Source organism: Caldimonas sp. KR1-144, assembly GCF_049446155.1.
Taxonomy (GTDB): Bacteria; Pseudomonadota; Gammaproteobacteria; order Burkholderiales; family Burkholderiaceae_C; genus Rivibacter.
The window spans coordinates 301,760-327,638 of record NZ_JBMSEE010000003.1; the positions used below are offsets into that span (position 1 = coordinate 301,760).

General features: G+C 71.6%; 27 protein-coding genes and 1 riboswitch. Of the genes, 15 read left to right on the plus strand and 12 right to left on the minus strand.

Features of this window, described 5'->3' with window-relative positions:
• Nucleotides 1–49 precede the first annotated feature (49 nt).
• From ACO2TI_RS09345 to ACO2TI_RS09355, 3 genes are read left to right on the plus strand one after another with little or no spacing between them, the layout of a single operon-like run.
• Nucleotides 50–1,081 carry a PhoH family protein gene (locus ACO2TI_RS09345; protein ID WP_423283769.1) on the plus strand — a complete coding sequence of 344 codons (1,032 nt, stop codon included), beginning with the start codon at nt 50–52 and terminating at the stop codon, nt 1,079–1,081.
• A 4-nt stretch (nt 1,082–1,085) separates the two neighbouring features.
• The gene (gene ybeY, locus ACO2TI_RS09350; RefSeq protein WP_423283770.1) at nt 1,086–1,544 is read left to right on the plus strand and encodes an rRNA maturation RNase YbeY; all 459 of its coding nucleotides are present in this window, start codon (nt 1,086–1,088) and stop codon (nt 1,542–1,544) included.
• Nucleotides 1,541–1,963, plus strand: a complete 423-nt coding sequence (locus ACO2TI_RS09355; protein ID WP_423283771.1) for a potassium channel family protein — start codon at nt 1,541–1,543, stop codon at nt 1,961–1,963. The genes ybeY and ACO2TI_RS09355 overlap by 4 nt, the downstream gene beginning before the upstream one ends.
• Here the strand turns inward: ACO2TI_RS09355 and ACO2TI_RS09360 are convergent.
• The gene (locus ACO2TI_RS09360) at nt 1,913–3,145 is read right to left on the minus strand and encodes a class I SAM-dependent rRNA methyltransferase (protein ID WP_423283772.1); all 1,233 of its coding nucleotides are present in this window, start codon (nt 3,143–3,145) and stop codon (nt 1,913–1,915) included. The two genes, ACO2TI_RS09355 and ACO2TI_RS09360, sit on opposite strands and share 51 nt — an antisense overlap.
• A gap of 103 nt (nt 3,146–3,248) precedes the next feature.
• On the opposite strand from ACO2TI_RS09360, the gene ACO2TI_RS09365 reads away from it, so the two are divergent.
• Nucleotides 3,249–4,868, plus strand: coding sequence for a hypothetical protein (locus ACO2TI_RS09365; protein ID WP_423283773.1), 1,620 nt, complete (start codon nt 3,249–3,251; stop codon nt 4,866–4,868).
• Between the two features lie 13 nt (nt 4,869–4,881).
• Here ACO2TI_RS09365 and ACO2TI_RS09370 read toward each other — a convergent pair whose 3' ends face one another.
• The 8 genes from ACO2TI_RS09370 to ACO2TI_RS09405 all read right to left on the minus strand — a co-directional run bounded on the left by ACO2TI_RS09370 (nt 4,882) and on the right by ACO2TI_RS09405 (nt 11,254).
• Nucleotides 4,882–5,094: a hypothetical protein gene (locus ACO2TI_RS09370; RefSeq protein ID WP_423283774.1), complete on the minus strand. Its 213-nt coding sequence runs from the start codon at nt 5,092–5,094 to the stop codon at nt 4,882–4,884.
• 19 nt (nt 5,095–5,113) lie between these two features.
• Complete coding sequence (locus ACO2TI_RS09375; RefSeq protein WP_423283775.1) at nt 5,114–6,058, minus strand: tyrosine recombinase XerC; 945 nt, start codon at nt 6,056–6,058, stop codon at nt 5,114–5,116.
• A 2-nt stretch (nt 6,059–6,060) separates the two neighbouring features.
• Nucleotides 6,061–6,741: a DUF484 family protein gene (locus tag ACO2TI_RS09380; RefSeq protein WP_423283777.1), complete on the minus strand. Its 681-nt coding sequence runs from the start codon at nt 6,739–6,741 to the stop codon at nt 6,061–6,063.
• A 31-nt stretch (nt 6,742–6,772) separates the two neighbouring features.
• Nucleotides 6,773–7,663, minus strand: coding sequence for a diaminopimelate epimerase (gene dapF, locus ACO2TI_RS09385; protein WP_423283778.1), 891 nt, complete (start codon nt 7,661–7,663; stop codon nt 6,773–6,775).
• A gap of 35 nt (nt 7,664–7,698) precedes the next feature.
• Nucleotides 7,699–8,742 (minus strand): MBL fold metallo-hydrolase, encoded by a 1,044-nt coding sequence (locus tag ACO2TI_RS09390; protein ID WP_423283779.1) that lies wholly within the window; start codon nt 8,740–8,742, stop codon nt 7,699–7,701.
• 13 nt (nt 8,743–8,755) lie between these two features.
• Nucleotides 8,756–9,415 (minus strand): peroxiredoxin, encoded by a 660-nt coding sequence (locus tag ACO2TI_RS09395; RefSeq protein WP_423284076.1) that lies wholly within the window; start codon nt 9,413–9,415, stop codon nt 8,756–8,758.
• A 98-nt stretch (nt 9,416–9,513) separates the two neighbouring features.
• Nucleotides 9,514–10,386 carry a lipid A biosynthesis acyltransferase gene (locus ACO2TI_RS09400; protein ID WP_423283781.1) on the minus strand — a complete coding sequence of 291 codons (873 nt, stop codon included), beginning with the start codon at nt 10,384–10,386 and terminating at the stop codon, nt 9,514–9,516.
• Nucleotides 10,387–10,390: 4 nt separating this feature from the next.
• Nucleotides 10,391–11,254 (minus strand): lysophospholipid acyltransferase family protein, encoded by an 864-nt coding sequence (locus ACO2TI_RS09405; protein ID WP_423284077.1) that lies wholly within the window; start codon nt 11,252–11,254, stop codon nt 10,391–10,393.
• 167 nt (nt 11,255–11,421) lie between these two features.
• On the opposite strand from ACO2TI_RS09405, the gene metK reads away from it, so the two are divergent.
• From metK to ACO2TI_RS09435, 6 genes are all read left to right on the plus strand, one after another.
• Nucleotides 11,422–12,603 (plus strand): methionine adenosyltransferase, encoded by a 1,182-nt coding sequence (gene metK, locus ACO2TI_RS09410; RefSeq protein ID WP_423283782.1) that lies wholly within the window; start codon nt 11,422–11,424, stop codon nt 12,601–12,603.
• A gap of 237 nt (nt 12,604–12,840) precedes the next feature.
• Nucleotides 12,841–13,494 carry a DUF2238 domain-containing protein gene (locus tag ACO2TI_RS09415; protein WP_423283783.1) on the plus strand — a complete coding sequence of 218 codons (654 nt, stop codon included), beginning with the start codon at nt 12,841–12,843 and terminating at the stop codon, nt 13,492–13,494.
• Nucleotides 13,495–13,501: 7 nt separating this feature from the next.
• Nucleotides 13,502–14,644 carry an esterase/lipase family protein gene (locus tag ACO2TI_RS09420; protein WP_423283784.1) on the plus strand — a complete coding sequence of 381 codons (1,143 nt, stop codon included), beginning with the start codon at nt 13,502–13,504 and terminating at the stop codon, nt 14,642–14,644.
• A gap of 1 nt (nt 14,645) precedes the next feature.
• Nucleotides 14,646–15,059, plus strand: a complete 414-nt coding sequence (cdd, locus tag ACO2TI_RS09425; RefSeq protein ID WP_423283785.1) for a cytidine deaminase — start codon at nt 14,646–14,648, stop codon at nt 15,057–15,059.
• On the plus strand, nt 15,056–16,153 hold the full coding sequence (locus ACO2TI_RS09430; RefSeq protein WP_423283787.1) for a DNA glycosylase AlkZ-like family protein: 1,098 nt from the start codon (nt 15,056–15,058) through the stop codon (nt 16,151–16,153). The genes cdd and ACO2TI_RS09430 overlap by 4 nt, the downstream gene beginning before the upstream one ends.
• Nucleotides 16,154–16,249: 96 nt before the next feature.
• Entirely contained in the window at nt 16,250–17,035 is a 786-nt protein-coding gene (locus ACO2TI_RS09435) for a hypothetical protein (protein WP_423283788.1), read from the plus strand.
• On the opposite strand, the gene ACO2TI_RS09440 is transcribed toward ACO2TI_RS09435, so the two are convergent.
• Both ACO2TI_RS09440 and ACO2TI_RS09445 read right to left on the minus strand, forming a co-directional pair.
• Nucleotides 17,016–18,251 carry a YbfB/YjiJ family MFS transporter gene (locus tag ACO2TI_RS09440; protein WP_423283789.1) on the minus strand — a complete coding sequence of 412 codons (1,236 nt, stop codon included), beginning with the start codon at nt 18,249–18,251 and terminating at the stop codon, nt 17,016–17,018. The genes ACO2TI_RS09435 and ACO2TI_RS09440 overlap by 20 nt on opposite strands.
• Complete coding sequence (locus ACO2TI_RS09445; protein WP_423283790.1) at nt 18,251–19,888, minus strand: peptide chain release factor 3; 1,638 nt, start codon at nt 19,886–19,888, stop codon at nt 18,251–18,253. Before ACO2TI_RS09445 ends, ACO2TI_RS09440 begins: the two co-directional genes overlap by 1 nt.
• Before the next feature lie 772 nt (nt 19,889–20,660).
• Nucleotides 20,661–20,757, plus strand: a riboswitch (S-adenosyl-L-homocysteine riboswitch).
• A 26-nt stretch (nt 20,758–20,783) separates the two neighbouring features.
• On the opposite strand from ACO2TI_RS09445, the gene ahcY reads away from it, so the two are divergent.
• The 5 genes from ahcY to ACO2TI_RS09470 are packed head-to-tail and all read left to right on the plus strand — an operon-like array spanning nt 20,784 to nt 24,834.
• On the plus strand, nt 20,784–22,214 hold the full coding sequence (ahcY, locus tag ACO2TI_RS09450) for an adenosylhomocysteinase (protein WP_423283791.1): 1,431 nt from the start codon (nt 20,784–20,786) through the stop codon (nt 22,212–22,214).
• Between the two features lie 14 nt (nt 22,215–22,228).
• On the plus strand, nt 22,229–22,621 hold the full coding sequence (locus ACO2TI_RS09455) for a VOC family protein (protein WP_423283792.1): 393 nt from the start codon (nt 22,229–22,231) through the stop codon (nt 22,619–22,621).
• A gap of 1 nt (nt 22,622) precedes the next feature.
• On the plus strand, nt 22,623–23,408 hold the full coding sequence (locus ACO2TI_RS09460; RefSeq protein WP_423283793.1) for a TlyA family RNA methyltransferase: 786 nt from the start codon (nt 22,623–22,625) through the stop codon (nt 23,406–23,408).
• Nucleotides 23,405–24,259 carry a methylenetetrahydrofolate reductase [NAD(P)H] gene (gene metF, locus ACO2TI_RS09465; protein ID WP_423283794.1) on the plus strand — a complete coding sequence of 285 codons (855 nt, stop codon included), beginning with the start codon at nt 23,405–23,407 and terminating at the stop codon, nt 24,257–24,259. Before ACO2TI_RS09460 ends, metF begins: the two co-directional genes overlap by 4 nt.
• Nucleotides 24,256–24,834, plus strand: a complete 579-nt coding sequence (locus ACO2TI_RS09470) for a GNAT family N-acetyltransferase (protein ID WP_423283795.1) — start codon at nt 24,256–24,258, stop codon at nt 24,832–24,834. The genes metF and ACO2TI_RS09470 overlap by 4 nt, the downstream gene beginning before the upstream one ends.
• Here ACO2TI_RS09470 and ACO2TI_RS09475 read toward each other — a convergent pair whose 3' ends face one another.
• Nucleotides 24,835–25,857 (minus strand): zinc-binding alcohol dehydrogenase family protein, encoded by a 1,023-nt coding sequence (locus ACO2TI_RS09475; RefSeq protein ID WP_423283796.1) that lies wholly within the window; start codon nt 25,855–25,857, stop codon nt 24,835–24,837.
• Nucleotides 25,858–25,879: the final 22 nt, after the last annotated feature.

Here is a 25,879-nt window from a genome sequence, read left to right on the forward strand (position 1 = left end):
TGGCGCGACAATCGCGCCTTCCGCCCTTGCCTCCAACGCGGCCTCGCTCGTGATCCTGCGCCACGCCTTCATCCCGCCCGACAACACCCGTCTTGCCCACCTGTGCGGCAGCCTCGACGAGCACCTGCGCACGATCGAAGCGGCGCTCGACGTGGCGATCTCGCGGCGCGGCGAATCATTTCGCGTCGAGGGCGCCAAGGCCGCGGCCGAAGGCGCGGTCGCGCTGCTGCAAAGCCTGTATGAGCGCGCGCGTCGCCCGATCGCGGCCGAGGAGCTGCAGCTCGCGCTGGTGGCGATGCAGCGCGACCTGGCCGACACCGCGCGCGGCGCGGCCAAGCGCCGCCGCGGCGAGGCCGACGAGACGCCGCCCGACGACGAGCTGGTGCTGCGCACGCGCCGCGCCGACCTCGCGGGGCGCACGCCCAACCAGGTGCAGTACCTGCGCCACATCCTCGGCCACGACCTCAGCTTCGGCATCGGCCCAGCCGGCACCGGCAAGACCTTTCTCGCGGTGGCCTGCGCGGTCGACGCGCTGGAGCGCAACCAGGTGCAGCGCATCGTGCTCACCCGCCCGGCCGTCGAGGCCGGCGAGCGCCTGGGCTTCCTGCCCGGCGATCTGACGCAGAAGGTCGACCCCTACCTTCGCCCGCTCTACGACGCGCTCTACGACCTGATGGGTTTCGACCGCGTCACCAAGGCCTTCGAGAAGGGCACGCTGGAGATCGCGCCGCTGGCCTTCATGCGCGGGCGCACGCTCAACCATGCCTTCGTGATCCTCGACGAGGCGCAGAACACGACGCGCGAGCAGATGAAGATGTTCCTCACGCGCATCGGCTTCGGCTCCAAGGCGGTGGTCACCGGCGACACGAGCCAGGTCGACCTGCCGCGCGGCATGCCCAGCGGCCTGGTCGACGCCGAGCGCGTGCTCGCGCGCGTGCGCGGCATCGCGTTCACGCGCTTCACTGCGGCCGACGTCGTGCGCCATCCGCTGGTCGCGCGCATCGTCGAGGCCTACGAGGCCGCGCAGCCGCCGGCCGGCCCGCGCGAGGTCGACCGCGCCGACCGCCCCGAGCGGAGCTGAACGCATGGCCCGCCCGCCGCTCACGCTCTCGCTGCAGTTTGCCGATGCGCGCCATCGCGCCGCGCTGCCGCGCCACAAGGTCGCGCGCTGGATCCGCGCCGCGCTCGAAGCGCCGGGCGAGATCACCGTGCGCATCGTCGACGCCGACGAGGGCCGCGCGCTCAACCGCGACTACCGTGGTCGCGACTACGCCACCAACGTGCTGACCTTCGACTATGCGCACGCGCCCGTCGTCGCGGCCGACCTGATCCTGTGCGCGCCGGTGGTCGAAGCCGAGGCGCGCAAGGAGAAGAAGACGCTCGAACAGCACTACGCCCACCTGCTGGTGCACGGCACGCTGCATGCGCAGGGCTTCGATCACGAGCGCGACGACGAGGCGGCGGTGATGGAAGCGCGCGAGACCGAGGTGATGGCCGCGCTCGGTCACCCCGATCCCTACGCCCCCGCCCGTCGCCGCCGATGAACGCTTCGTTGACGGGGTTCGGGCTGCTGGTCGCGGCCACGCTGGTGCATTTCGAGGTGCTGAGTCTCTTGACGCGCTGGCTCGCGGGCGTGCGCTGGCCGGGTCGGCTGCGCGTGCTGGTCGCGGTGGCCGGCTGCCTGGTCGGCCATGCGATCGAGATCGCGCTCTATGCGCTGGCCTACGGCTGGCTCGTGCACGCCGGCCACGGCACGCTGGGCGGCGCGACGCCGAGCCTGGCCGATGCCGCCTACTTCTCGGCCGAGACCTACACCTCGCTGGGCTTCGGCGACGTGGTGCCCAAGGGTTCGGTGCGGCTGCTGGCCGGCGTCGAGGCGCTCAACGGTCTGCTGCTGATCGGCTGGTCGGCATCATTTCTCTTCATCGAGATGCAGAGGCACTGGCGCCCCCACACTCGCTGAAGCTCGCTGAAGGATCGCCAGCCCCTTCAGGTATTCGCCTTCCGGGAACGTGATGCTGGTCGGGTGGTCCGGCGCCGCTTCCAGGCGCTGCAGCAGGTAGCCGTCGACGCCGGCGTCGTGGCCCGCGCCGGCGACGATCTTGTGGAACAGCTCGGCGCCGATGCCGCCCGAGCAGCTGAAGGTCAGCAGCAAGCCGCCAGGCGCCAGCAGCTTGAATGCGAGGCGGTTGATGTCCTTGTAGGCGCGCGACGCGCGCTCGGCATGCGCGGCGCTGGCAGCGAACTTGGGCGGGTCGAGCACGATGGCGTCGAACTGCCGGCCGTCCTTGATCAGCTGGCGCAGCGTCGCATTGACGTCGGCGTCGAGCGCCGTGTGGCGCGCCGGGTCGAAGCCGTTGAGCACCACGTGGGCGCAGGCGCGCTCGAGCGCCGGGCCCGACGAATCGACGCTGATCACCTCCTCGGCGCCGCCGGCCAGTGCCGCGATCGAGAAGCCGCCGGTGTAGCTGTAGCAGTTGAGCACGCGCTTGACCCCGAACTGGCGCACCAGCCGAGCGAACAGCGCGCGGTTGTCGCGCTGGTCGAGGTAGTAGCCGGTCTTGTGGCCGCTGGCGACATCGAGCGTGAGCCGCCAGTCGTGCTCGCGGATCGTGATCTCGGTCGCGCCCTCGCCGCGCAGCCAGCCGGCCACCGACGGCAGGCCTTCGAGGCCGCGCACGCCGGAGTCGGAGCGCTCGTAAATCCGCGTGCAGCCGGTCGCGGCGAGCAGCGCGTCGGCGATCTGCGACTTCCAGCGCTCGGTGCCGGCGGACAGGAACTGCGAGCTCAGCGTGTCCGCGTAGCGGTCGACGATCAGGCCCGGCAGGCCGTCGGCCTCGCCATGCACGAGACGCACGCCGTCGCTGGCGATCGCCAGGCGCGCGCGCATCGCGACGGCCTGCTGCACGCGACGCTGGAAGAACGCTGCGTCGATGCGCTCGGCCTCGTCGAAGCTCCAGGCGCGCACGCGGATCTGCGAACTCGGGCTGAACGCGGCCCAGCACAGGAAGCGGCCGTCCGCCGCCTCGACGCGCACCGTCTCGCCGGCATCGCCGCCGCCTTTGGCGATGCTGCCTTCGAACACCCAGGGATGGCGGCGCAGGAGCGAACGTTCCTTGCCTTCACGCAGTCGGATCACTTTCATCGGGCGATTTTCGCAGCGCCTCGCGCCCGGCCCGCATTCGCCGCAACCGCGGGTTTGACACCGCCGCGGCACGCCGCCTACAAGCTCGGGTTCCGAACCCGCCATGCCTGCCCATCGTCCCCCCGCCCTCGCCGTCTGGCCGCCGCTTCGCCGCGCCGCCATCGCGCTGGCGATCGTGGCCGCCGCCGCCTGCGCAACGCGCACCACCTCCAACGAGGGCCGCGCGCCGGCGCTCGATCGCGGCTTCGGCGTCTCGACACTGTCCGTGACGACCGTGAGTTCCGAGGCGCGACGGCTGTTCGACCAGGGCGTCCTGCAGGCCTATGCCTTCAACGAACGCGAGGCCGTGCGCGCCTTCAAGGCCGCGCTCGCCGTCGATCCGGCGTGCGCGCTGTGCGCCTGGGGCGTGGCCTGGCAGCTCGGGCCGAACATCAATGCGCCGCGGCGCGGATGGCTTGGCGAAGCGCGCCGCCATGCGGCGCTGGCGCAGTCGCTCGCGGCCGGCGCGACGGCCGCCGAGCGCGCGCTGATCGACGCGATGGCGCTGCGCTACGGCGCCGACGAGCCGGACGCGAGCACGCCGGCCACCGACGATGTGCGCGGCGGCGCCGAATCGCTGTGCGGCCCGGCGAACGGCGAGCGCGCGCATCCGCGCGACATCGCCTACGCCCAGCGGCTGCATGAGCTGGTGCAGGCCGAACCCACCGACCCGGACCTGCTCTCGCTGTGGGCCGAAGCCGAACTCGTCGCCACGCGCGACGACTGGTGGGACCGCGCCAGCGGCCGCCCAGCCGGCCGGCTCGGCGAGCTGGCGTCGCGGCTCGAAGCCGGGCTCGCCGCCCACGCGCAGCACACCGGCCTCAACCACTACCTGATCCATGTGCTCGACGGCTCGCCCGAACCGGCACGCGCCAATGCGGCCGCGCAGCGGCTGCCGCAGCTGGCGCCGGCGTCGCCGCACCTGCTGCACATGCCGGCGCACATCCTCGCGCGCACCGGCCGCCTGGGCGATGCCGTGCGCGCGAACCAGGCCGCGCTCGACGCCGAACAACGCCTCGCCGCTGCCCTGCGCAGCCAGGGCTTCTCCCGCAGCCGCGACTGGGACGACCACAACCTGCACTTCCTCTGGTTCGCCGCCCTGGCCGACGGCCAGGGCGAGGTCGCGCTGGACGCGGCGCGCCGCCTCGCCGCGCGCGCCGGACGCATGAACGGGCGCTGGGGCGATTACGTGCGCGGACTGCCGGCGCTCACCCTCGTGCGGCTGGAGCGCTCGGCCGAGGTGATCGCGCTGCCACCGCCGATCGCGCCGAGCCCGCTGGCCGACGGCATCGACGCCCAGGCGCGCGGCGTCGCGCTCGCACGCAGCGGTCGCATCGACGAGGCCGCCCAGCAGGGCCAGCGCTTCGCGGCGGCACTGGCGGCCGCGAGCGGCGACGACGTGCTGGCGCTGATGCGCCCGCTCGATGCGCGCTTGCGCGCCGAACTCGCCGCGGCGAATGGTGACGCCGTCGCGGCCGCCGCGGCCTTCGCCGACGCCGCAGCGCTCGACGCGCAACTCGATCGCCGCGAGCCGCCGCCACTGGGCGCCGCGGGCCGGCTGGCACTGGCCTCCTGGCAGCTGCGCTCGGGCGACCGCGCCGGCGCGGCGCAGACCTACCGCGACGACCTCGCCGCCTGGCCCGGCAACGCCGACGCGCTGCGCGGGCTCGCCGCCGCCCGGTGAGCGACGACGGTGCTCAGGGCCCCAGGGTGCCGAACGCCCAACCCACGCTGAGCGTGGCCATCGGCGTGCCGTAGCGTTCGCCGGTGGGCAGCTTGAGCGGCGTCCAGTTGAGCTCGACCGCGGCAGGGCGCGTGCTCCAGGTCGGCGGCGTCGGGGTCTGGGCTTGGGCGCCGGCGGCCGCCAGCGCGGCCGCGAGCGCCAGCGGCTTGAGGATCGACTGGGGCATCACGTGAAGGAAAGGCTGGTCATCGTCTTTTCGCGCGCGGATGCGCCGCGTCGTAGGCCTTGGCGAGGTGCTGGAAGTCCAGCCGCGTGTAGACCTGCGTGGTCGTGATGCTGGCGTGGCCCAGCAGCTCCTGAACCGCGCGCAGGTCGCCGCTGGACTGCAGCAGGTGCGACGCGAAGCTGTGGCGCAGCATGTGCGGGTGCACGTGCGTCGGCAGGCCGGCGGCGCGCGCGCGCGCCGCGAGCATCGCGCGCAGCTGCGAGGGCGACAGCCGCGCGCCGCGCGGGCCGACGAAGAGCGCCGGCTCGCCGGGGCGCGCCAGTTCGCCGCGCACCGCGAGCCAGGCCTGCAGCGCCTCGAGCGCCGCGCGCCCGACCGGCACGCCGCGGCGCTTGCTGCCCTTGCCGAGCACCTGGGCCTCGGCGGCCGCGGCATCGATCCAGCCGCGCGCGCTGCCGCTGGCCGTGACATCAAGGCCGGTGAGTTCCGAGACGCGCAGGCCGCCGCCGTAGAGCAGCTCGACGATGCAGCGGTCGCGCGCCTCGAGACGCGCGTCGCGGGCGTCCTCGGCCCGGTGCTCGGCCAGCGCGACGGCCTGCTCGACCGCCAGCGCCTTCGGCAGCGGCTTGGCGGCCTTGGGTGCGCGCAGGCCGTCGACCGGATTGAGCGCCACTTCTCCCTCGTGGCCGAGCCAGCGGAACAGCCCTCGCCAGGCCGAGAGCATCTGCGCCAGGCTGCGCGGGCCCAGGCCTTGCGCATGCAGGCGCGCCATCCAGCGCCGCGCATGGTGCGGCTGCACGCCGGCGAGCGCGAGGCCGTCGGCTGTCATCGCGGCGTGCAGGCGCGCGAACGCATCGCGGTAGGCGCGCAACGAGGCTTCCGCGAGACGCCGCTCGACGCGCAGGTGCTCGAGGTAGCGGTCGATCTGCGGCGGCCAGGGCACCGGCTCGGCGGCGCCGGCCATCGTCAGGCCACCGGCAGCAACCGGGTCAGCCCGGCGCTGGCGATCTCGCCGATGCGCTGCAGGAACTCGGTGCCCATGTCGGCGCCGTAGCGCGTCGGGTCGGGCGAGCCCAGCACCAGCATGCCGAAGGCATTGGGCGCGACGCCATGGCGCAGCGGGATCAGCGCCGTCGAGGCGATGGTCTGCGGCTCGTCGAGCCAGCCGACCGCCTCGAAGCCGGCGTTCGCGCCGCAGAACGGCTGCGTCAGGCTGGACGCGAAGGTCTTGACGTCATCGCTGACGCCCTGCGCGAACGGCAAGGTCTCGAACGCGGCCGCCGCGCCCCAGATGCGGATCGCGGCCTGCGGGATCAGGAACTGGTGCCGCAGCTCGGCGACCAGCACGCCGGGCAGGTCGCCGGCATTGGTGGTCAGCATGATCGCGCGCACCCAGCGGTGCAGCTTGTCGGCGATCGCCACGTTCTCCTGGCCGTGGCGGATCATCTCGACGATCTTCAGCTCCAGCCCGCGGATCTTCTCGCGCAGCATCTCCATCTGCCGTTCCTGCAGCGAGACCGCGCGGTGGCCGTGGGGGCTGGTCAGCTGCACCGTGGCGAGCAGCTCGGCGTGGCGCTCGAAGAAGCCGGGCGTGTGCAGCAGGTAGTTGGCGATCTCGTCTTCGGTGATGCCGGTCGGGATGCTCATGCGGTGGGCTCGTCGTGATTCAGTGGGTGCTTCAGGCAGCCGGCAAGTCGATCTCGCCGTCAAAGACATGGGTCGCCGGTCCGGTCATCATCACCGGGTCGGCTTCGCGGCCGGACCAGGCGATCGACAGCAGCCCGCCGCGCGTGTGCACGTCGACCGGCGCGCCGGCATCGAGCACGCCGCGGCGGATGCCGGCCACCACCGCCGCGCAGGCGCCGGTGCCGCAGGCCAGCGTCTCGCCGGCGCCGCGCTCGTAGACGCGCAGGCGCACCGTGCGGCGCGAGACCACCTGCAGGAAGCCGGCGTTGACGCGCTTCGGGAAGCGCGCATGGTGTTCGATCAGCGGGCCGAGCGACTCGACCGGCGCCGCGTCGACATCAGCGACGCCGAACTGCGCGATGTCCATCACCGCATGCGGGTTGCCCATCGACACGGCCGCCGCCTCGACCGGCGCGGCGCGACCGTCGATGGCCAGCGGCCACAGCGCGAAGCCGTTTTCCTCGCGCGGCGCGAGGCCCGAGGCATCGAACGGCACGCGCGGCAGCTCGAACACCGGCGCGCCCATGTCGACCGTGACGCGGCCGTCTTGCCCCAGGCGCGGCTCGATCACGCCGCTGAGCGTGCGAACGCGGATCGTGTTCTTCTCGGTCAGGCCGGCGTCGCGCACGAAGCGCACGAAGCAGCGCGCGCCGTTGCCGCACTGCTCGACTTCGGAGCCATCCGCGTTGACGATGCGGTAGCTGAAGTCGACACCCGGCTCGACCGAGGGCTCGACGATCAGGATCTGGTCGGCGCCGACGCCGAAGCGCCGGTCGGCCAGGAAGCGGTATTGCGCCGGCGTGAGATCCAGCGGGGCGCGGGTGGCATCGAGCACGACGAAGTCGTTGCCCGCGCCTTGCATCTTGGAGAAGCGCAGCTTCATCCGGCCATTATCGGTGGCGCTGCGGCGCGCCGCAGTCATTGCGGTGCAGGCCCGCCCTCGGTGGGGTGGCCGGCTTCGCGCCAGGCCTTCATGCCGCCGTCGAGCGCGACCACGCGCCGAAAGCCCATGCTGCGCAAGGTCGCCGCGGCCAGCGTCGAGATGCGGCCGAATTCGCAGCAGGTGACGATGCGCCGCGTCGGGTCGGGCAGCTCGGCGTTGACGCGCAGCTCCAGCTGGCCGCGCGGCAGCAGCTTCGCGCCCGGGATGTGGCCGGCCTCGTAGGCGTCGCGCTCGCGCACGTCGAGCACGATGAAGTCGGGCGTGCCGGCGTCGATGCGCGCGCGCAGCTCGGCCATCGACATGAAAGGCACGACCGCGGCCGCCTCGGCGAGCATCTGCGCGACGGTCTTGCCGCCGCTCATGTTGGTGCGCAGCGCCTCGGTGAGGTGGGTGGGCATCGACAGGTCGAGGCTCTTCATCATCGCGATGAAGTCGGCCCGGTCGCGGCGCTGCAGGCGCGGGTTGTTCGCGATCTCGTCGCCGATCGTCGAGTGCTCGCGGCCCTTGTAGTCGTGCGCTGGAAAGACCATCAGCGCGGGATCGAGCTTCAGCAGCTTGCCGAACAGGCTGTCGTACAAGGCGGCCGCGTCGCCGCTGGGCAAGTCGGTGCGCCCGGTGCCGCCGATCAGCAGCGTGTCGCCGGTGAAGACACGGTCGCCGACCACCAGGCACATCGAGTCGGCGGTATGGCCGGGCGTGTGCAGCACCGAAAGCCGCAGGCTGCCGAGCACGACCATCTCGCCGTCGTCGACGCGCATGTCGACGCCGGGCGCCGGGCTGTTGCGGTGCATCACCGTGCGCGCCTCGAGGCGGTCGGCCAGCTGGCGCGCGGCGGAAAAGTGATCGGCGTGCGTGTGCGTGTCGATCACGAAATGCACGCGCACGCCGTGCTGCGTCGCCAGCGCCAGGTAGCGGTCGACCTGGCTGACCTCGGGGTCGATCAGCGCAGCCGCGCAGCTCTTCTCGCAGCCGACCAGGTACGACAGGCAGCCGCCGGTGACGATGCGCTCGAAGATCACGTCCGAGCCCGCGTCACGAAGGTTGCTTGACGATGCGCAGGTAGGGCCGCGGCGCCTTCCAGCCGTCGGGGAAGAGCTTCTTCGCGTCGTCGTCGGAGACCGAGCCGGCGATGATGACGTCCTCGCCGTGCTTCCAGTTCACCGGCGTGGCGACCTTGTGCTTGGCGGTGAGCTGCATCGAGTCGAGCGCGCGCAGGATCTCGTCAAAGTTGCGCCCGGTCGTCATCGGGTAGGTCATCATCAGCTTGATCTTCTTGTCCGGGCCGATCACGAACACCGTGCGCACCGTCTGGTTGGTCGCCGCGGTGCGACCTTCGCTGGTGCCCGGCTCGTCGGCCGGCAGCATGTTGTAGAGCTTGGCAACCTCGAGCTTGGGGTCGCCGATCATCGGGTACTTGGGCCTGGCGCCTTGGGTCTGCTCGATGTCTTGCGCCCAGCGGTCGTGGTCGCCGACCGGGTCGACCGACAGGCCGATGATCTTGCAGTTGCGCTTGGCGAACTCGGGCTCGATCTTCGCCATGTAGCCGAGTTCGGTGGTGCACACCGGCGTGAAGTCCTTCGGATGCGAGAACAGGACCGCCCAGCCGTCGCCGATCCATTGATGGAATCGGATCGTTCCCTGCGTGGTCTCGGCCGTGAAGTCGGGGGCGGTGTCGTTGATGCGCAGTGACATGGTCATGCCTTGCTCGCGCGCATGGAAGGAAGCATCGGGCGGGCCCGCCTGCGCGCCGGGAACGGGCCGTTCGATCAGGGCTCGGGCCCTCGACCCGATCAATATAGGGTCGGCTGCCCCGGCGGTCGAGTCTTGAAGCGCTTGTGCACCCACAGGTACTGCGCCGGGTTCTCGCGGATGCGCTCCTCGATCCAGCGGTTCAGCCGCGCGGTGTCGGCTTCGGCGTCATCGCTCGGAAAGCCCTCCAGCGGCTCGAAGCAGCGCAGCCGGTAACCGCGCCCGCCGGGCAGCATCTCGGCGATCACCGGCTGGACCTTCATGCCGAGCAGGCGTGCCATGCGCGAGGGCGCCAGCAGCGTGGCCGCCGGCACGCCGAAGAAGGGCACGAAGGCCGCGTCCTTGGCGCCGAAGTCCATGTCAGGCAGGTTGAAGAAGGCCGCGCCGTTGCGCACCGCGCGCATCAGCGGCTTGGCCGACTCCTTGCGAGAGAACAGTTCGGTGCGGCCGAAGCGCAGCCGCCCGCGCCGCATCACGCGGTCGAACACCGGGTTGCTCTGCCTCTGGTAGATCGACGCGGCGTCGCGCCGCACGTTGATGCGCACGCCGGTGCCGGCGACGTCGAGCCCGAGGAAGTGCGGCACCAGCCACATCCATGCGGTGTCGGGATGCTGGTCCGCCGCTTCGACCGGGCCGTCGACCCGGATCAGCCGCTTGAGCCGCGCCTCGGACGCGAACCACAGCAGTCCGCGCTCGAGCAGGCTGCGGCCCAGCCAGCCGAAGTGCTCGCGCGCGAGCGCGCGCCGCTCGGCCTCGGCCATCTGCGGAAAGCACAGTTCGAGGTTGCGCAGCGCGATGCGCCGGCGCGAGCGCCCGAACCACCACAGCAGGCGGCCGAGCGCGCGCCCCAGCGCTGCCAGCAAGGGCAGCGGCAGCCAGTGCAGCAGCCAGATCAGGGCAATGACCAGCCGCATCGCGTCAGGTCGACAGCGCGCGCGGCGCCTTGTAGCGGTGGTAGCCCCAGAGGTACTGCTCGGGGCACTGGAGGATCAGCGATTCCATGGCGCGGTTGATGGCGGCGGCGGATTGTGACCCGTCCGGGTCGCTTGCCGCGCCGGGCAGCGGCTCCGCCAACGCGCTCACGTGGACCACGTAGCCGCGCCCGCGCGCAAGCCGCTCGCCCCAGGCCAGCAGCACCGTCGCGCCGGTCTGCTGCACCAGGCGCGCGGCCAGCGTCATCGTGTAGGCCGGCTTGCCGAAGAACGGTGCCCAGGCGCCCAGGCCCTCGGGCGGCACCTGATCGGGCAGCAGGCCGACCGCCTCGCCGCGGCGCAGCGCGCGCAGCATCTGGCGCACGCCGGCCAGCGTGGCCGGCGCAGCATCGAGGTGCTCGCGCCGGCGCGCGCCTTCGACCAAGTCGCGCAGCCAGGGCTTGCGCGCCGGGCGATACAGCACCGTGATCGGGCAGCGCGCGCCGAAGTTCTGGGCAAAGGACTGCGCCGTGACCTCGAAGCAGCCCAGGTGCGGCGTCAGGAACACGATGCCGCGACCGGCCGCGAGCGCCGCCTCGACAAGGCCGCCGTCCTCCCAGCGCGTGCGCGCCAGCACGCCGGCGCTGGCGCCCGGCACCCACAGCGGCGGCAGTTCGGCCATCAGCCGACCACCCGCAGCCACCGCGTGGCGCGCGCGCGGCCAGGCCACCCCGGCCTGCTCGGCGTTGGCGCGAAAGCGGCGCCGGTAGCTCGGCGAGGCGGCAAAGACCAGCCAGCCCAAGGGCGCGCCGACGGCGTGCAGCAGCGGCAGCGGCCAGCGCGCCAAGGCCTTCATCAGGCCGGTGATCATGGAGTTCATGCGGGCAGGGGATTCCCGGCGCGGCGTTAAAATGCCGCCATCGCCGAGTTAAGGAACAACTTGCGGGGCGATTCACAAATGCCGCTAAAGCGTTCGCCGCTCGATCCAAACCGGCGACGCCCCAGCGACGTTTTTGCTTGTTTGATCGGAGTTTAAAAGTGGCGAACGACTTTCTCTTCACGTCCGAGTCGGTCTCGGAGGGCCATCCGGACAAGGTGGCCGACCAGATCTCGGATGCCATCCTCGATGCCATCTTCGCGCAGGATCCGCGCTCGCGCGTGGCCGCCGAGACGCTGACCAACACCGGCCTCGTGGTGCTGGCCGGCGAGATCACCACCAACGCGCACGTCGACTACATCCAGGTCGCGCGCGACACGATCAAGCGCATCGGCTACGACAACACCGAGTACGGCATCGACTACAAGGGCTGCGCGGTCCTCGTCGCCTACGACAAGCAGAGCAACGACATCGCGCAAGGTGTCGACCACGCCTCCGACGACCACCTGAACACCGGCGCCGGCGACCAGGGCCTGATGTTCGGCTATGCCTGCGACGAGACGCCCGAGCTGATGCCCGCGCCGATCTACTACGCGCACCGCCTCGTCGAGCGCCAGGCCCAGCTGCGCAAGGACGGCCGCCTGCCCTTCCTGCGTCCGGACGCGAAGAGCCAGGTCACGATGCGCTACGTGAACGGCAAGCCGCACAGCATCGACACCGTCGTGCTGTCCACGCAGCACAGCCCCGACCAGAGCGAGTCGCCCACCAAGATGAAGGCCTCGTTCACCGAGGCGGTGATCGAGGAGATCATCAAGCCGGTGCTGCCCAAGGAGTGGCTCAAGGAAACGCGCTACCTGATCAACCCGACCGGGCGCTTCGTCATCGGCGGCCCGCAGGGCGACTGCGGCCTGACCGGGCGCAAGATCATCGTCGACACCTACGGCGGCGCCTGCCCGCACGGCGGCGGCGCGTTCTCGGGCAAGGACCCGACCAAGGTCGACCGCTCGGCCGCCTACGCCGCGCGCTACGTCGCCAAGAACATCGTCGCCGCCGGCCTGGCGCGCCAGTGCCAGATCCAGGTCGCCTACGCGATCGGCGTCGCGCGGCCGATGAACGTGACGGTCTACACCGAAGGCACCGGCGTGATCCCCGACGACCAGATCGCCGCGCTGGTCAACGAGCACTTCGACCTGCGCCCCAAGGGCATCATCCAGATGCTCGACCTGCTGCGCCCGATCTACGCGAAGACCGCGGCCTACGGCCACTTCGGTCGCGAAGAGCCGGAGTTCAGCTGGGAACGCACGGACAAGGCGGCCGCGCTGCGTGCAGCGGCCGGGCTGTAAAGCTCGGCAACCGCGCAGCGGTTCGGCCGACTTGCGGCGAAGGCTCATGTCGCGAAGCGATGTGAGCCGAAGCCACAAGGCCAACGCAGGTCGCAATGGCAACCGCGCAGCGGCCCGGCCGACTTGCGGCGAAGGCTCATGTCGCGAAGCGATGTGAGCCGCAGCCGCAAGGCCAAAGCAGGCGAAAGAAAGGCGGCCCATGGGCCGCCTTCGTTCTTTCTGGCAGCATCGCGCGCCATGACAGCGACGCCCACCACGTTCACGACTCGCCAGCTGTGGCTCTACGCCGCGGCGATGCTCGCGCTGACCGCGCTGTCGGGCTGGCGCCCCTACGAACTCGGCACCTGGGTCATGGAGGTCGCGCCGACCTTCATCGCGCTGCCGATCCTGCTCGCCACGCACCACCGCTTCCCGCTGACGCGCCTGCTCTACGTGCTGGTCTTCGTGCACGCCATGGTGCTCGCGCTCGGCGGCCATTACACCTATGCCCGCGTGCCGCTGGGCTTCTGGATGCAAGACGCGTTCGGCTTCGAACGCAACCACTACGACCGCATCGGCCACCTGATGCAAGGCTTCGTGCCGGCCATCGCCGCGCGCGAGCTGCTGCTGCGGCACACGCGGCTGGCGCGCGGCGGCTGGCTGTTCACGCTGGTCACCGCCGTGTGCCTGGCGATCAGCGCGCTGTACGAACTGATCGAATGGGGCGCTGCCGCGGCCCTGGGCCAGGGCGCCGACGAGTTCCTCGGCACGCAGGGCGATCCGTTCGATACGCAAAAGGACATGTTCTGCGCCTGGATCGGCGCGATGGCCGCGCAGCTGCTGCTGTCGCGCCTGCACGACCGCCAGCTCGGCGCCGCGGCGTCGCCGGCGAGCCGGCTCGTCCATGGCTGAGCCCGCGATGCGGCCGCCGCGCGTCGTCGTCACGATCCACGGCATCCAGACCCACGGCAAGTGGCAGAAGGACATCACGCCCTATCTCGCCCGCCATGGCCTGGTGCCCTATCACCTCGACTACGGCTGGTTCAACGCGCTGCGGTTCTTCTTTCCATGGAGCCGCGAGGCGCAGCTCTCGCGCATCCGCAACGAGCTGCGCAGCCTGGTCGACAAGACCGGCTGCCGGCGCCTGAGCGTGATCTCGCACAGCTTCGGCACCTACATGGTCATGCGCGCGCTGCAGATGGAAAACGGCAACCTGCTCTATGACCGCGTGGTGCTGACCGGCAGCATCGTCGAGCGCGCCTTCGACTGGAAGGGCCAGTTCGCGCAGCGGCGCGTGGGCGCGGTGCGCAACGAGCGCGCCGATGCCGACTGGGTCGTCTCGCTCGCCGATTGGGTGTCGCGCCGGCTGCGCGCGATCGCCCGGCTGGACGCCGGCGACTCGGGCCGTCGCGGCTTCCTGCAGACCTCGCCCTGGCTGCTGGACGACTTCATCAGCGGCGGCCACAGCGAGGTGCACAACCCGTTGAAGTACGAGCAGTGGGCGCGCTTCATCGCCTACCCGGCGCTGCCGGCCGACCTGTGCGAGCGCGTGCGCACCGAGCTGCAGGTGCTGCGCCAGGAGGCGGCGGCGCGCCTGGGCGTCGACGCGGCCGCCGTGCGCACCAACCTGTTCGCGCCGTTCGAAGGCTCGCTGCGCATCGTGCCCGGCGCCACCGACAACATGGACTACGCGCCCGAGCTCGACTTGTGCATCGGGCACGACCACGGCGGCACCGGCAGCGCCTTCAGCAAGGCGCCGCTGGTGGTCGTCAAGCATGGCGCGCACTGGAGCGCGGCCCATCTGCCGGCCAGCGAGCTCGACAAGCTGCACCCGAGGCTGCGGTGGGTGATGTCGCTGCCCATCCTCAGCCAGACGCGCGGCGAGGTCGTCGGCGTGGTCAACGTCGATGGCCTGGACACGATTCCCGCCGTGCTGTGCGAGCCGCACGGCACGGCGTGCCAGGCCTTCACCGATGCCCTGCACCAACGCGTGGTGCCAAAATTTCAGCGCTACCTCGACGCCGCCTTCCGCGGCGACAAGCTGGCATCCCTTGAGCCATGAAATGAAGACGCCCCGCGAGCTGCTGGCCGCGGCCCGGCAGGCAGCCGGCCGCGCCCACGCCCCCTATTCACGCTTCAAGGTCGGCGCGGCCGTGACCGACGAGCGCGGCCGCGTCTTCACCGGCGCCAACATCGAGAACGCGTCCTACGGGCTCACGGTGTGTGCCGAGCGCGTGGCGGTCTTCACCGCCATCGCGGCCGGCGCGAGGCGCATCACGGCGGTCGGCGTGACCTCGCGCTCGCTCAAGCCGGTGGCGCCGTGCGGCGCCTGTCGCCAGGTCCTGATCGAGTTCGCCGCCCCCTCGACGCCGGTCTACCTGGATGCCGGACGCGGCAAGGTGATCCACGAGTCGGTGGGATCGCTCATGCCGACCGCCTTCGGCGCCGACTCGCTGCCAGCCGCGCACGAAACTTGAAGTCCCCCACGCTCGACGACCTGCGCCGCTACGCGGTGGCGCGCACGCTGTTCGCGCCGACCACGCTGGGCCGCGCGATCGAGCGGCTCGGCTTCGTGCAGGCCGACCCGATCCGCGCGCCGGCGCGCGCGCAGGACCTGACGCTGCGCCACCGCGTCGCCGACTACCGCGCCGGCGACCTCGAGCAGCGCTACCCCCGTCTGGCGGTCGAAGAAGACTGCTTCGTCAACTACGGCTTCCTGCCGCGCCGCCATGCCGAGCTGATGCACCCGCGCGAACCCAAGCGGCGCTGGGACGCAGCCACGCGCCGGCGCGCCGACGAGGTGCTGGCCTTCGTGCGCGAGCGCGGTCCGACGCATCCGAAGGAGGTGCTCGCCGAGTTCTCGCACCACGGCCGCGTCAAGGGCTACTGGGGCGGCACGCTCAACGCCAGCACGCAGCTGCTCGACGCGATGCACTACCGCGGCCTGCTGCGCGTCGTGCGGCGCGAGTCGGGCACGCGCGTCTACGCGGCGGTCGAGCGCGCACCGGTCGACGACAGCCCCACGGCACGGCTGGCGCGCGCACGCACGCTGGTCGAGCTCGTCGTCGCGAAGTACGCGCCACTGCCGGCGCCGAGCCTCACCTACCTCGCGCGCCTGCTCGGCTACGGCGCGCCGCACCTGGCCGACGAGACGCGTGCGGCGCTCGCGCAGATGAAGCCGCAGCTCGCGAGCGTCGCGATCGACGGCATCACCTGGTACTGGCCTGCCGACGAGCGCGCACGCAGCGCCCGCCACGAGCCCGACGATGCGGTGCGCCTGCTCGCGCCCTTCGATCCCATCGTCTGGGACCGGCGGCGCTTCGAGCTGCTGTGGGGCTGGACCTACAAGTTCGAGGCCTACACGCCCGCGCCCCAGCGCAAGCTGGGCTACTACGCCTTGCCGCTGCTGTGGCGCGACCAGGTGATCGGCTGGGCCAATGCGACGCCGGGCAAGGTTGGGCCGAAGATCGAGTTCGGCTACGCGAACGGCCGCGCGCCGCGCGACGCCGGCTTTCGCCGCGAGCTCGATGCCGAGCTGGCGCGGCTGCGCGCCTTCCTCGCCGCGCGCTGACCGGCGCCCGTCGGCGCGTCAGCGAACCGTCGCGAATCGGTCAGCCAGCGCGGGCGCGGGCGCGCCCACCATCGGGGAACGCACCCACGCCCTGCCATGGCCGCGACCTCCAGCCCCGTTCCCGCGCGCCTGCGCGCCTTGCCCGGCCTGGCCTGGCTGCTGCTGCCCATGGCCGCTGCCGTGCTGGCCTACCTGCTGGCCTCGCTGTGGCCCAGGCAGTTGCCGGCCGCGACGATCGGCCACGAGCTGCAGACCGTGCGGCTGCTGTGGAGCGGCCTGGCCTTCGAGATCACGGCCGACGTGCAGCTCGCGCTGTTCGCCGGCGTGTTTGGCGGCCTGGGCTGCCTGATGCCGGCGGTCGCGCGCCTGCCGGCCGCGACGCGGCGCGGCGCGGGACCGACGGCGGTCGAACTCGGCTGGCACCTGCTGAGTCCGCTGTTCGGCATCGCGGCAGCGCTGCTGCTGCACGTGGTGATGCGCAGCAGCGTGCTGACCGACAGCGTCGCGGCGGGCCGCTTCCATCCGCTCGGCCTCGCGATGCACGGCCTGCTCGCCGGGCTGCTGTCCAAGGCGAGCATCGACCGTCTGGGCGAACAGCTGCTCGGGCGGCTGAGCCGGCCGGCGGACGCGGCCGATGGCGCAGCGGCGCCGCCGCCCGTCGTGCTGCGCGTCGAGGCCGGTGCGCGCGGCGGTCCGCGCGTGCGCCCCACGCTGATCGTGCGCGGCGCGCGCTTCGTGCCGGCTTCGCAGGCCTATGTGAACGGCAGGCCGCAGTCGACCGTGTTCATCGACGATACGCAGCTGCTGGTCCGGCTCGAGTGGGGCGAGTTGGCGCCCGCCGAGGCGCTGCGCGTGCGGGTGCTCAATCCGCGGCTGAGCTAGCGCGTTGGCGCGACGACAGCAAGGCCCCGAACGCCAGCACCCCCGCCGAACAGACGAAGCCGCGCGCCAGGCCGCCGGGGCCGTCGGCCACCCAGCCGACCAGGCTCGGCCCGACGATCTGCCCGGCCGCGAAGACGATCGTGAACGCCGCGATGCCACCCGGCCACGCGCTCGCCGGCAGGTTGTGGCGCACCAGCGCCGTGGTCGACGCGACGACCGACAGGAACACGCTGCCGAACAGCGCACCCGATGCGAACACCGCGAGCGGATGGCTCGAGACCACCGGCAGCGCGGTCGCGAGCGCCAGCAGGCCGTTGAGCAAGGTCATCGGCCATCCGCCGCGATGGCGCTGCAGCAGCCGCGCCCACAGCCACGACGAGGCCACGACCCCCAGGCCGAGCAGCACGTAGAACGCAACGATCTGCGCACCGCCCAGCCCCTGCTCGCGCAGCAGCGTGACGACGAAGGTCATGTAGCCGATGTAGCCGAGCCCGAACATCAGGTAGCCCGCGAGGCCGAAAGCCAGCGGCGCGAGCCTGGCGCGCTCGCGCGCCGCGGCGGCGGGCGGCGCGCCGTCGAGCGTGCGCGTGCCCCAGGCGGTGGCCAGCGTCGCGAGCAAGGCAAAAGCGCCGAGCAGCCACCACGCGAGCTGCCAGGCATGCGGTCGATCGAGCGCCACCAGCGGCGGCACCGCGAGCGCCGACGCGACGATGCCCACGCCGGTGCCGCCGTAGTAGAGCCCCAGCACGAGGCCGCTGCGCTTCGTGGCCGTGGAGGCCAGCCGCGCCGCGAGCAGGCCGCCGCCGACGAAGCTGGCCGCGCTCGCCACGCCGGTCGCCGCGCGCAGCAGGTACAGCGTCGCATCGCTGCTCGCCAGGCCGTGCATGACCAGCAGCACGGCCGCCGCGAGGCCGCCGGCCAGCATCGCGTGGCGCGCGTCCAGATGCGTCAGCACGCGCGGCATCAGCAGCGCGCCGACGAGGTAGCCGGCCGCGTTGACGGTGTTCATCGCGCCGGCCGTCAGGTAGCTCCACGCCAAGTCGGCGCGCATCGGCGGCAGCAGCAGCGGGTAGGAAAAGCGCGCCAGGCCGAGCGAGACGGCCGCCGCGAGGCCGAGCGCGAGTGCAGCGCCCACGCTGGCGGCTTCGCCGCTGCGCTGCCCCCCAAGGGAGCTGGCCGGCCCTGGGGCGGCCCGGCGGCCGGCCTGCCGCTCCATCACTTGCTCTGAAGCGCCAGTCCCGCGTGCTCGCGCAGCGGATGGAACACCACCTTCGGATAGCGCTCCTGTGTCAGTCGCAGATCGTAGGCCGAGGTCAGCAGGTAGGCCAGCGTGTCGGCCGCGTCGAGTGCGAGCTTGCTCTCGTTCTCGTCGAGGAATTTCTTCATCGCCGCGGCGTCGTCGCAGGTGACCCAGCGCGCGCCGGTGAAGCGGCAGGGCATCAGCCGGATCTCGACGCCGTACTCGGCCTTCAGGCGGTGCTGCACCACCTCGAACTGCAGCTGGCCGACGGCGCCCAGCAGCATCGAGCCGCCGGTCTGCGGGCGAAACACCTGGATCGCGCCCTCCTCGCCGAGCTGCATCAGGCCTTGCTGCAGCTGCTTGCTCTTCATCGGGTTCGCGAGCTCGACGGTCTGGAACAGCTCCGGCGCGAAGAACGGCAGACCGGTGTAGGTGCCGAACGCGGCCGGCGCGTCGCCGTCGGTGATGGTGTCGCCGAGCTGCACGCCGCCGTGCGTCGTGAAGCCGATGATGTCGCCCGCGTAGGCCTCTTCCACCGCCTCGCGGCGCTGCGACAGGAAGGTCACCACCGAGGTCGGGCGCAGCTCCTTCGCGGTGCGCTGCACGCGCAGCTTCATGCCCTGGCCGTAGCGGCCGGAGTTGACGCGCACGAAGGCGATGCGGTCGCGGTGCGACGGGTCCATGTTGGCCTGCACCTTGAACACCACGCCCGAGAAGCCCGGCGTCGCGGGCGCGATCTCGCGCTGCTCGCCGCCTTCTTGCGTGACGTGGCGCGCGGCCGGCGGCGGCGCCAGGTCGACCAGCGCGTCGAGCACCTCCTGCACGCCGAAGTTGTTGACGCCCGAGCCGAAGAACACCGGCGTCTGCTTCGCGCCGACGAAGGCGGCCTCGTCGAACGCCGGCGCGGCGGCCTGCAGCAGCTCGATGTTGGACTCGGCCTGCTCGAAGTCGTGGCCGAAGCGCTGGCGAAGCGCATCGGCCTGCGCGAGCGGCACGATCTCGTCGTCGCCGCTGCGCTTGTCCTCGCCGGCGGCGAACAGGCGCATCTGCTGCTTGCGCAGATCGACGATGCCGCCGAAGGCCTTGCCCTGGCCGACCGGCCAGGTCATCGGCACGCAGGGCATGCCCAGTTCCTGCTCGATCTCGTCGAGCAGCTCGAGCGGCTCGCGGCCCTCGCGGTCCATCTTGTTGACGAAGGTGAGGATCGGCGTGTCGCGCTGGCGACAGACCTCGATCAGCCTTCGCGTCTGCGGCTCGACGCCGTTGGCCGCGTCGATCACCATCAGCGCGGCGTCCACGGCCGTCAGCACGCGGTACGTGTCTTCGGAGAAATCCTTGTGGCCGGGCGTGTCGAGCAGGTTGATGACGCAGTCGCGATACAGCATCTGCATCACCGAACTGGCCACCGAGATGCCGCGCTGCTTCTCGATTTCCATCCAGTCCGAGGTCGCATGGCGGCTGGCCTTGCGCGCCTTCACCGAACCGGCGATGTGGATCGCGCCCGAGAACAGCAGCAGCTTCTCGGTCAGCGTGGTCTTGCCGGCGTCGGGGTGGGAAATGATCGCGAAGGTGCGGCGGCGGCGCACCTCGGCTTGCAGCAGGGGGTCGGTCACGAGGGGGCTCCGGGGCGCTGGTTTGCCCCGGCGGGGGATGCGCTTGGGAAGGGGCGGATTGTCGCTGGTTTGGTTTGGTTGGGCTGGCTCGCCTGCGGGGGCTGGAGCTGCCCCTGCGGGGCAGAGCCGGGATGTGCGCCCCGGCGGCGCACCTACTTTCTTTTGCTTCGCCAAAAGAAAGTAGGCAAAGAAAAGGCGACCCCCGCTCAGGCGCCCGGCTGCGCCGGGTGCCCTGCGGTGCTCGCGAAGCGGGCGCGCCGCATAACTCGCTGCGTTCGCTGCGCTCACTGCGCTCGAACAAAGCGGCGAGTCAGAAGTCGAGGCGCGCTGGCGCGCGCCGCCCGCTTCGCTGCGCTCCTCGGCGCCATCGAGGGGGCCCAACGGCAACTGCAACGGCAACACACCCCCGAGCGGGGCTGCGACCGTCTGGATGGGGCCCCCTAGGAGGCGCCGAGGAGCGCAGCGCAAGGGGCGGCGCGCGCCAGCGCGCTTCAACCTCAAACTCGCCGCGACTGTTCGAGCGCACGAACGCAGTGAGTGCAGCGAGTTAAGCGGCGCGCCCCTGGAGCGAGCACCGCAGGGAACCCGCGGCAACGCCGCGGGCGCCGGATCGGGGGTCGCCTTTCTTTGCCTACTTTCTTTGGCGAAGCAAAGAAAGTAGGTCGCCCGCCGAGGCGAAATCCCGGCATCGAGCCTCGCAGAGACGACACCACTCCCGCAGAGCGGCATCCCCCGCAGGCCCCCAACAAACACAACCCGCTAAAATCCACCCCGCTTCGAGGAGCGTTGCGACGCGGCCCCCCACCGCGCCAGGCTCGAAGCGGGCCCCCGCCGGGTGGCCTCACCGGTTCCAACGGCGCTCGCCCACCCCCTTTTCAAACAAGGAGTGCGCGAGATGAGCGCTGTTCTGAAGCCCGCCCAAGACCACGTGGTCGCCGACCTGTCGCTGGCCGACTGGGGTCGCAAGGAAATCAAGATCGCCGAGACCGAGATGCCCGGCCTGATGGCGATCCGCGAGGAGTTCGCGAAGAGCCAGCCGCTCAAGGGCGCGCGCATCACCGGCTCGCTGCACATGACGATCCAGACCGCGGTGCTGGTCGAGACGCTGCAGGCGCTCGGCGCGCAGGTGCGCTGGGCCTCGTGCAACATCTTCTCGACCCAGGACCACGCCGCCGCCGCGCTGGCCGCCGTCGGCACGCCGGTGTTTGCCTACAAGGGCGAGTCGCTGGCCGACTACTGGGACTACACGCACCGCATCTTCGACTTCGGCCCCAAGGGCAGCGAGGCCGAAGGCCCGAACATGATCCTCGACGACGGCGGCGACGCGACGCTGCTGATGCACCTGGGCAAGCAGGCCGAGAAGAACCCGGCCGTGCTGGCCAACCCGGGCAGCGAGGAGGAGCGCGTGCTGTTCGCCGCGATCAAGGCCAAGCTCGCCGAGGACGCGACCTGGTATTCGCGCAAGAGCGCCCAGATCATCGGCGTGACCGAGGAGACCACCACCGGCGTGCATCGCCTGAAGGAGATGTCGGCCAAGGGCACGCTGATGTTCCGCGCGATCAACGTCAACGACAGCGTCACCAAGAGCAAGTTCGACAACCTCTACGGCTGCCGCGAGTCGCTGGTCGACGGCATCAAGCGCGCGACCGACGTGATGATCGCCGGCAAGGTCGCCGTGGTCTGCGGCTACGGCGACGTGGGCAAGGGCTCGGCCCAGGCGCTGCGCGCGCTGTCGGCGCAGGTCTGGGTCACCGAGATCGACCCGATCAATGCGCTGCAGGCCGCGATGGAGGGCTATCGCGTCGTGACGATGGAGTACGCCGCCGACAAGGCCGACATCTTCGTGACGACCACCGGCAACCGCGACGTCATCACCTACGAGCACATGGCCGCGATGAAGGACCAGGCCATCGTCTGCAACATCGGCCACTTCGACAACGAGATCCAGGTCGCCCAGCTCGAGGCCAAGTGCCAGTGGGAGGAGATCAAGCCGCAGGTCGACCACGTGATCTTCCCGGACGGCAAGCGCATCATCCTGCTCGCCAAGGGCCGCCTGGTGAACCTGGGCTGCGCCACCGGCCACCCGAGCTATGTGATGTCGTCGAGTTTCGCCAACCAGACCATCGCGCAGATCGAGCTGTACGCCCATCCGGACAGCTACGACATCGGCAAGGTCTACGTGCTGCCCAAGCACCTCGACGAGAAGGTCGCGCGGCTGCAGCTCAAGAAGCTCGGCGCCCAGCTCACCGAGCTGACCGACGAACAGGCCGCCTACATCGGCGTGCCCAAGCAGGGTCCGTACAAGCCGGACACCTACCGCTACTGAGCGACGACGACGCCGTGCGCCTGCGCAGCGCGCGCCCGACCAACGATCTCGCGGCCCTCGAGCGCTTCTACACGGCGCTCGGCTGCGAGGTCGTCGGCCGCTTCGAGGACCACCAGGGCTTCGACGGCCTGATCCTCGGCCGCGCCGGCGAGCGCTGGCAGATCGAGTTCGTGCGCGAACATGGCGTCGCCGCGCCGCGCGCACCGACCCCGGAGCACCTGCTCGTGTTCTACGTCGACGACGAAGCCTCGCTTCACGCCTGCGCCCGCCGTCTGCTGGACGCGGGCGCGCGCGAGGTCGCCCCGCACAACCCCTACTGGAGCGCTTGCGCGCGCTGCTTCGAGGACCCGGACGGCTACGTCGTCGCGGTCTCGCTGCCGCCACCGCAGACGCTGGAGCGACGTTGAGATGCGCGCCGACCAGCTGCTCGTCGAACGCGGCCTCGCGGCCTCGCGCTCGCAGGCGCAGCGGCTGATCGCCGCCGGCGTCGAGTGGGAGGCAGGCGGGCGCTGGCAGCGCGTGGCCAAGAACGGCGACGAGCTGCCGGCGCACGCGCCGCTGCGCCTGCTCGACGACGCCGAGGCGCGCTGGGTCTCGCGCGGCGGCCTCAAGCTCGACGGCGCGCTGGCGCGCACCGGGCTCGACGTGACCGGTCGCGTCTGCCTCGATGTCGGCCAGAGCACCGGCGGCTTTACCGAGGTGCTGCTCGCGCGCGGCGCGGCCCGCGTGGTCGGCTTCGACGTCGGCCACGGTCAGCTGCACGACAAGCTTCGCGGCGACGCGCGCGTGGTCCCGCTCGAGGGCCTGCACCTGCGCGAGCTGGCCGGCTCGGAGCTCGCCGCGCATGCGCCCGAAGGCGGCTTCGATCTCGTCGTCGCCGACCTGTCCTTCATCTCGCTGGCGGCCAACCTCGCGCACCTCGCGCCGTGGCTGAAGGCCGGCGGCGACGCGCTGCTGCTGGTCAAGCCGCAGTTCGAGGTCGGCCCGCAGCATGTCGGCAAGGGCGGCATCGTCAAGGACCCGGCGCAGTACGCGCGCGTCGAGGCCGCGGTGCGCGAGGCCTGCGCGGCGCTGCGCTGGACGGTGCGCGACTGGTTCGAAAGCACGATCGCCGGCGGCGGCCGCGGCAACACCGAAGGCAACACCGAATACTTCGTCTGGGCTCAAGACCCTGCGAAAGGACCATCGCCATGACAACCCCCAAGCGCTCGCTGCCGCTGAGCCTGGAGTTCTTTCCCGCCAAGACGCCCGAGGGCGCCGAGAAGCAGGTCGCCGTGCGCCGCGCGCTGTATGCGCTGTCGCCCGAGTTCTGCTCGGTGACCTTCGGCGCCGGCGGCTCGACGCAGGAAGGCACCTGGAACGCGGTGCAGGCCATCCGCGCCGAAGGCCACGAGGCCGCGCCGCACTACTCGTGCATCGGCGCGAGCAAGGACACGGTGCGCGCCGCGCTCGCGCGCTTCAAGGACGCAGGCATCCGCCGCATCGTCGCGCTGCGCGGCGACCTGCCCAGCGGCTACGGGGGCTTCGGCGAGTTCCGCTACGCGAGCGACCTGGTCGCATTCATCCGCGCGGAGACCGGCGAGCACTTCCACATCGAGGTCGCGGCCTATCCCGAAATGCACCCGCAGGCGCGCAGCCCGGAGGCCGACCTGAAGGCCTTCGTCGCCAAGGTCCGCGCCGGCGCGTCGAGCGCGATCACGCAGTACTTCTTCAACGCCGATGCCTATTTCCGCTTCGTCGACGAGGCGCGCGCGCACGGCGTGGAGATCGACATCGTGCCGGGCATCATGCCGATCACGAACTCGTCGCAGCTGATCCGCTTCTCGGAGGCTTGCGGCGCCGAGATCCCGCGCTGGCTGCGGCTGCGGCTGGAGGGCTTCGGCGACGACCGCGACTCGATTCAGGCCCTCGGGCTCGACGTCGTGACCGGCCTGGTCGACCAGCTGCGCGCAGCCGGCGTGCCGGGCATCCACTTCTACACGATGAACCAGAGCGCCGCGGTGCTGGAGATCTGCCGCCGGCTCGGCCTGGGCAACGCGGCATGAGCTGGTACCCCGGCCTCGACGTGCTGCCGACGCTCGAGGCGCCGCGCCTGCGGCTGCGCATGCTGCGCGACGGCGATGCCGACGCGATCTTCGCGGTGTTCGGCGACCCGCAGGTCATGCGCTACGCCAGCCGGCCGGCGATGACCGAAAGGGCCGCGGCCGCCGCCTACATCGAAGGCATCCGCCACGACTTCACCGCGCGGCGGCTCTTTCAATGGGGCATCGAGCGGCGCGGCGACGGCGCCGTCATCGGCACCGTCACGTTGTTTTCGCTCAACGCGCAGTGCCGGCGCGCCGAGATCGGCTACATGCTGGGACGCGCGCATTGGGGCGCGGGCTTCGCCAGCGAAGCCGTCGGCACGGTGGTCGACCACGCATTCGCGCGCGAAGGCCTCGACCTCCTGCGGCTCGAAGCCGACATCGACCCGCGCAACGCCGCCTCGGCGAGGCTGCTGGAGCGCGTCGGCTTCAAGCTCGAAGGCACGCTGCGCGAGCGCTGGATCGTCAATGGCGAGGTGTCCGACTCGGGCCTGTACGGCCTGCTCGCGCGCGAGCGGGCCGCGCTGCGCGGCTGATCAGTCGCCGAAGCCCTCCAAGACGAGCTTGCCGCGCGTGCGGCCGCTCTCGATGAGGGCATGCGCGCGCCTGAGCGTTGCCGCGTCGATCGGCCCCAGCACCTCGCTCGCGGTGCTGCGCAGCACGCCCTCGTCGACCAGGCGCGCCACCTCGGCGAGCAGTCGGCCCTGCTCGGCCATGTCGGGCGTCTGGTGCAGGGAGCGGGCGAACATCATTTCCCAGTGCAGCGACAAGGCCTTGCCCTTGAGCGCCATCACGTCGACCTCGCCGGCCGCGAAGTCGTCGATCACGCCGAGCCTGCCTTGCGGCACCAGCGCCTCGACGAGCTGCGCGTAGTGCTGCGGCGTGTGCGTCAGGCTGGCCGCATAGCGCAGCGGCGGCAGGCCCTCGATCGCCGCGAGCTGCGGCACCAGGGGCTGCGTGTGGTCGACCACGTGGTGGGCCCCGAGCTCCTTCAGCCACGCACGCGTCTCGGCGCGCGAAGCGCTGCCCACGACGGTGAGCACGGTGCGCGCACGGGCCAGCTGCACGAGAACCGAGCCGACCCCGCCGGCCGCGCCGGTGGCCAGCAGCGTGGCCGACTCGCCCGCCTGCACGCCGAGGCGGTCGAACAGCAGCTCCCACGCGGTGATCGCCGTCAGCGGCAGCGCCGCCGCCTCGGCGTCGCTCAGGCTGCGCGGCGCGTGCGAGGCGATGCGGTGGTCCACGCACTGCAGCTCGGCGTTGCTGCCGGGGCGCGTGATGTCGCCGGCATACCAGACGCGGTCGCCGACCGCGAAGCCGCGCACTTGCGCGCCGATCGCGCGCACGACGCCGACCGCATCCCAGCCCAGCACCACCGGCGTCACGCCATCCGCGCTGGCTCGGCGCTGCCGCACCTTGGCGTCGACCGGATTGACCGACACCGCGCGCACCTCGACCAGCAGGTCGCGAGGCCCGGGCTCGGGCGCGGGCAGCGACAGGTCGAGCAGCGACTCGGCGTGGTCGATCGGATGGGACTGCAGATAGCCGACGGCTTTCATGAGGGGGCTCCACGAACGGAAA

Bases quoted from the DNA above. Each gene is read 5' to 3' on its own strand.
- ACO2TI_RS09370 (WP_423283774.1), bottom strand. From the start codon at position 5,094: ATGCCCCAGTCGATCCTCAAGCCGCTGGCGCTCGCGGCCGCGCTGGCG.
- ACO2TI_RS09475 (WP_423283796.1), bottom strand. From the start codon at position 25,857: ATGAAAGCCGTCGGCTATCTGCAGTCCCATCCGATCGACCACGCCGAG.
- metF (WP_423283794.1), top strand. From the start codon at position 23,405: ATGACAACCCCCAAGCGCTCGCTGCCGCTGAGCCTGGAGTTCTTTCCC.
- dapF (WP_423283778.1), bottom strand. From the start codon at position 7,663: ATGAAGCTGCGCTTCTCCAAGATGCAAGGCGCGGGCAACGACTTCGTC.
- ACO2TI_RS09380 (WP_423283777.1), bottom strand. From the start codon at position 6,741: ATGAGCATCCCGACCGGCATCACCGAAGACGAGATCGCCAACTACCTG.
- ACO2TI_RS09440 (WP_423283789.1), bottom strand. From the start codon at position 18,251: ATGGAGCGGCAGGCCGGCCGCCGGGCCGCCCCAGGGCCGGCCAGCTCC.
- ACO2TI_RS09470 (WP_423283795.1), top strand. From the start codon at position 24,256: ATGAGCTGGTACCCCGGCCTCGACGTGCTGCCGACGCTCGAGGCGCCG.
- ACO2TI_RS09405 (WP_423284077.1), bottom strand. From the start codon at position 11,254: ATGATCACCGGCCTGATGAAGGCCTTGGCGCGCTGGCCGCTGCCGCTG.
- ybeY (WP_423283770.1), top strand. From the start codon at position 1,086: ATGGCCCGCCCGCCGCTCACGCTCTCGCTGCAGTTTGCCGATGCGCGC.
- ACO2TI_RS09400 (WP_423283781.1), bottom strand. From the start codon at position 10,386: ATGCGGCTGGTCATTGCCCTGATCTGGCTGCTGCACTGGCTGCCGCTG.
- ACO2TI_RS09365 (WP_423283773.1), top strand. From the start codon at position 3,249: ATGCCTGCCCATCGTCCCCCCGCCCTCGCCGTCTGGCCGCCGCTTCGC.
- ahcY (WP_423283791.1), top strand. From the start codon at position 20,784: ATGAGCGCTGTTCTGAAGCCCGCCCAAGACCACGTGGTCGCCGACCTG.
- cdd (WP_423283785.1), top strand. From the start codon at position 14,646: ATGAAGACGCCCCGCGAGCTGCTGGCCGCGGCCCGGCAGGCAGCCGGC.
- ACO2TI_RS09395 (WP_423284076.1), bottom strand. From the start codon at position 9,415: ATGTCACTGCGCATCAACGACACCGCCCCCGACTTCACGGCCGAGACC.
- ACO2TI_RS09355 (WP_423283771.1), top strand. From the start codon at position 1,541: ATGAACGCTTCGTTGACGGGGTTCGGGCTGCTGGTCGCGGCCACGCTG.
- ACO2TI_RS09360 (WP_423283772.1), bottom strand. From the start codon at position 3,145: ATGAAAGTGATCCGACTGCGTGAAGGCAAGGAACGTTCGCTCCTGCGC.
- ACO2TI_RS09420 (WP_423283784.1), top strand. From the start codon at position 13,502: ATGCGGCCGCCGCGCGTCGTCGTCACGATCCACGGCATCCAGACCCAC.
- ACO2TI_RS09460 (WP_423283793.1), top strand. From the start codon at position 22,623: ATGCGCGCCGACCAGCTGCTCGTCGAACGCGGCCTCGCGGCCTCGCGC.
- ACO2TI_RS09435 (WP_423283788.1), top strand. From the start codon at position 16,250: ATGGCCGCGACCTCCAGCCCCGTTCCCGCGCGCCTGCGCGCCTTGCCC.
- ACO2TI_RS09375 (WP_423283775.1), bottom strand. From the start codon at position 6,058: ATGGCCGGCGCCGCCGAGCCGGTGCCCTGGCCGCCGCAGATCGACCGC.
- ACO2TI_RS09415 (WP_423283783.1), top strand. From the start codon at position 12,841: ATGACAGCGACGCCCACCACGTTCACGACTCGCCAGCTGTGGCTCTAC.